Annotated in this window: 5 protein-coding genes; 3 read left to right on the forward strand and 2 right to left on the reverse strand. The window is 74.7% G+C overall.

The genetic code is table 11. From position 1 onward, the window contains the following. Positions 1 to 203 precede the first annotated feature (203 nt). Positions 204 to 686 (reverse strand): MarR family winged helix-turn-helix transcriptional regulator, encoded by a 483-nt coding sequence (locus tag ACWENR_RS30085; RefSeq protein ID WP_452280323.1) that lies wholly within the window; start codon positions 684 to 686, stop codon positions 204 to 206. Positions 687 to 738: 52 nt separating this feature from the next. Here ACWENR_RS30085 and pip point away from each other — a divergent pair, with 52 nt between their 5' ends. Then, complete coding sequence (gene pip / locus ACWENR_RS30090; protein WP_452280324.1) at positions 739 to 1,698, forward strand: prolyl aminopeptidase; 960 nt, start codon at positions 739 to 741, stop codon at positions 1,696 to 1,698. A 152-nt stretch (positions 1,699 to 1,850) separates the two neighbouring features. Here the strand turns inward: pip and ACWENR_RS30095 are convergent, their stop codons facing one another. Beyond that, complete coding sequence (locus ACWENR_RS30095; RefSeq protein ID WP_452280325.1) at positions 1,851 to 2,315, reverse strand: DUF1801 domain-containing protein; 465 nt, start codon at positions 2,313 to 2,315, stop codon at positions 1,851 to 1,853. A gap of 151 nt (positions 2,316 to 2,466) precedes the next feature. Here ACWENR_RS30095 and ACWENR_RS30100 point away from each other — a divergent pair, with 151 nt between their 5' ends. Continuing rightward, positions 2,467 to 2,919, forward strand: a complete 453-nt coding sequence (locus ACWENR_RS30100; protein WP_452280326.1) for a helix-turn-helix transcriptional regulator — start codon at positions 2,467 to 2,469, stop codon at positions 2,917 to 2,919. Between the two features lie 10 nt (positions 2,920 to 2,929). Beyond that, positions 2,930 to 3,343: a VOC family protein gene (locus tag ACWENR_RS30105; protein ID WP_452280327.1), complete on the forward strand. Its 414-nt coding sequence runs from the start codon at positions 2,930 to 2,932 to the stop codon at positions 3,341 to 3,343. Positions 3,344 to 3,366 lie beyond the last annotated feature (23 nt).

The raw sequence follows: 3,366 nt of genomic DNA on the forward strand, positions 1-3,366 counted from the left end.
CCCGGCATCGCGGCAAGCGGCCGGGGCTCGGGGCGGCCGGGCTTGGGGCGGCGGGCCGAGTTCCGGGGCGGCGGGGCTTGGGGCGGCGGGCCGAGTTCCCGGGGCGGCGGGCCGAGTTCCCGGGGTGGCGGGCCGCCGCCGGTCGCCGGTCGTCGGGCCGCCACCGGGGTGTGGACCGACACGTCCGGGTGCCGGTAGACGCGTCAGGACGGTGGCGGCAGGCCCGCGTCGGCGATGCGCTGGCGCAGCGGCCGTCGGCGGACGGCGGTGAGCACCTCGTGCAGCAGGTCGGCCAGGGGCACCGGCAGCTCGGCGTCCAGCTCCCGCATGGCGGCGGTCGTCGCCGCCCACTCCGCCTCGATGATCGGCAGCAGCTGCCGCGTCCGGTCGCTCAGGTGCACGACGCGCTGCCGGGCGTCGGTGCCCGGGGCCAGTTCCACCAGGCCGGCGCGGGCCATCTGGGCCACGGTCTGGCTGGCCGCCGAGTGGGTCACCCCGACCCGGCGGGCCAGGTCACGGATGGGCAGCGGCCCGTCGGCGACCAGCACGCGCAGCGGCGGCGAGAACCGGGGCCGGTAGTCGGCCAGGCCCCGCTCCGCGTAGACCGCGGCCACGTCGCCGTCGAGCACCTCGAGGACGTGGCGCAGCAGTGTGCCCACGGCCTCCCGGTCCGGCGTGTCAGTCACCCCGCTAATGTAACAGCGCTGTTGTATTCGGTGGGACGAGGGAGGACAGGCGATGACGCAGCGGTACCCGCTGACGGAGCCGTACGCGCACGGGATGCTCGACGTGGGCGACGGTCAGCTCGTGTACTGGGAGACCTGCGGCAACCCCGACGGAAAACCGGCGGTGGTGCTGCACGGCGGGCCCGGCTCGGGTTGCGGACCGAGCTGGCGGACCCTGTTCGACCCGGCCCGCTACCAGGTGACCCTGTTCGACCAGCGCGGCTGCGGCCGTAGCCTCCCGAACGCCGCCGACCCGGCGGTGGACCTGTCCACCAACACGACCGACCACCTGATCGCCGACGCCGAACTGCTGCGCGAGCACCTGGGGGTGGACCGCTGGCTGGTCGTCGGCGCCTCCTGGGGGTCCGCCCTCGGCCTGGCGTACGCCCAGCGGCACCCGGACCGGGTCAGCGAGCTGGTGCTGTTCAGCGTCACCGCCGGCACCCGACGGGAGATCGAGTGGATCACCCGGGACATGGGGCGGGTGTTCCCCGCGCAGTGGGCCCGGTTCCGCGACGGGGTGCCGCCGGCCGACCGCGACGGCGACCTGGCCGACGCGTACGCCCGCCTGCTGGCCGATCCGGACCCGGCGGTGCGGGACCGGGCCGCGCGGGACTGGTGCGCCTGGGAGGACACCCACGTCTCCACCGTGCCCGGGCACCAGCCCGATCCCCGCTACGCCGACCCGGCGTTCCGGATGGTGTTCGCCCGCCTGGTCACCCACTACTGGCGCAACGCGTGCTTCCTGCCCGACGACGAGGTGCTGCGCGGCGCGGGGCGGCTGGCCGGCATCCCCGGCGTGCTGCTGCACGGCAACCTCGACATCAGCAGCCCGCCGGACATCCCGTGGCTGCTGGCGCAGGCCTGGCCGGACGCGCGCCTGGAACTGCTGGAGCATGCCGGACACGGCAGCGGCCACGGCATGGCCGGGCGGGTCGTGGCGGCGCTGGACGACTTCGCCGACCGCCGCTGACGACCCGCTCGCCGGCGGGGCACGACCGGTGACCCCGCCGGCGAGCGGCCGGACGTCACCGTGGGCGGCCGGACGTCACCGTGGGCGGCCGGGCCCCGACGGGGACCGACGTGCGGGACGATCCCCGGGCGTCGGCCCGGCCTCCCGGAGGGTCAGCTCGTGGCCTTCCGGACGAGGGCGGCGATGGTTTCCGCGGCGTCGTCGCCCAGGTCGGTCACGCCGAAGGACGTGGGCCACAGGCCACGGCCGGCGGCGAGGTCGGCCTCGGCGGTGAAGCTGAACGTGGAGTAGGGCTGCTTGTCCGCGTGCCCGCTGCGGAAGAAGCACACGACCTTGCCCTTGCGGGCGTAGGCCGGCTGCCCGTACCACAGCTTCGGCGACAGGTCCGGGGCGTTGGCGGTGACGATGGCGTGGACGCGTTCGGCCAGCGCGCGGTCCGCCGGCTCCATCTCCGCGATCTTCGACAGCACGTCGAGTTCCTCGGCGGCGGTTTTGTCGCGACGACCGCGGCCCGCCTCCCTCTTCAGCTCCGCGGCGCGCTGCCTGATGGCGGCGCGCTCGTCGTCGGAGAAGCCGTCGGCGCCTGTCCCGCTCTTCGCCTTGCCGTTGGTGCTCATCGCGTCACTCCTGGCCGTTGTCGGTGGACGTGGTGGCGACGCTAGCCGTGCCGCGGACGCCGGTGCTTCTCGATTCCTGACCGGTGCGCGCCCGCGCGTTTCGGGGACACGCCGCACCCGCCGCCGGCGTGGCGGGTGCGGGGGTGCGACGATGGGGCTCGTGGGTGTCGGGCGCGCGGAGGCGCAGCGGTTGCGCGACGTCGCCGTGATCCGCCGGGTCCGCGACCGGATCGACCGTGAGTACGCCGGGCCGCTGAACCTCGAGACGCTGGCCCGTGGGGCGCACCTGTCGGTCGGGCACCTGAGCCGGGAGTTCCGCCGCGTCTACGGCGAGTCGCCGTACTCGTACCTGATGACCCGGCGGATCGAGCGGGCGATGACGCTGCTGCGCCGCGGCGACCTCAGCGTCACGGACGTGTGTTTCGCGGTGGGCTTCTCCTCGCTGGGCACGTTCAGCACCAGGTTCACGGAGCTGGTCGGCGTGCCCCCGAGCGTCTACCGACGCGACCGCTCCCGGGCCGCGGCGGGCATTCCACCGTGCCTGAGCAAGCAGGTGACCAGACCGGTCAGGAATCGGGAAGCCCGCCCCGGTAGCCCTTCGTAGCCTGACGGGCATGAGGATCACCATCCAGCACGTCTTCCTCCCGCACACCGACCCCGACGCCGCCCTGGGTTTCTATCGCGACGTCCTGGGCTTCGAGGTCCGCGGCGACGCCGGCTACGAGGACATGCGGTGGATCACCGTCGGCCCCGTCGGGCAGCCCGGCACCTCCATCGTGCTGCACCCGCCGGCGGCCGACCCGGGCGTCACCGACGAGGAGCGCAGCACCATCCTGCGACTCGTCACCAAGGGCGTCTACACCGCCGTCACGCTGGCCACCGACGACCTCGACGGGCTCTTCGACCGGCTCCGGGCCGCGGGCGCCGAGGTGGTCCAGGAACCCGTCGACCAGGACTACGGAGTCCGCGACTGCGCCTTCCGGGATCCCGCCGGCAACCTCGTCCGCGTGACCGCCGCACCCGCCTGAGCCGGCCCGCACGACGGTGCCGG

It is taken from the genome of Micromonospora sp. NPDC004336, from assembly GCF_053602615.1.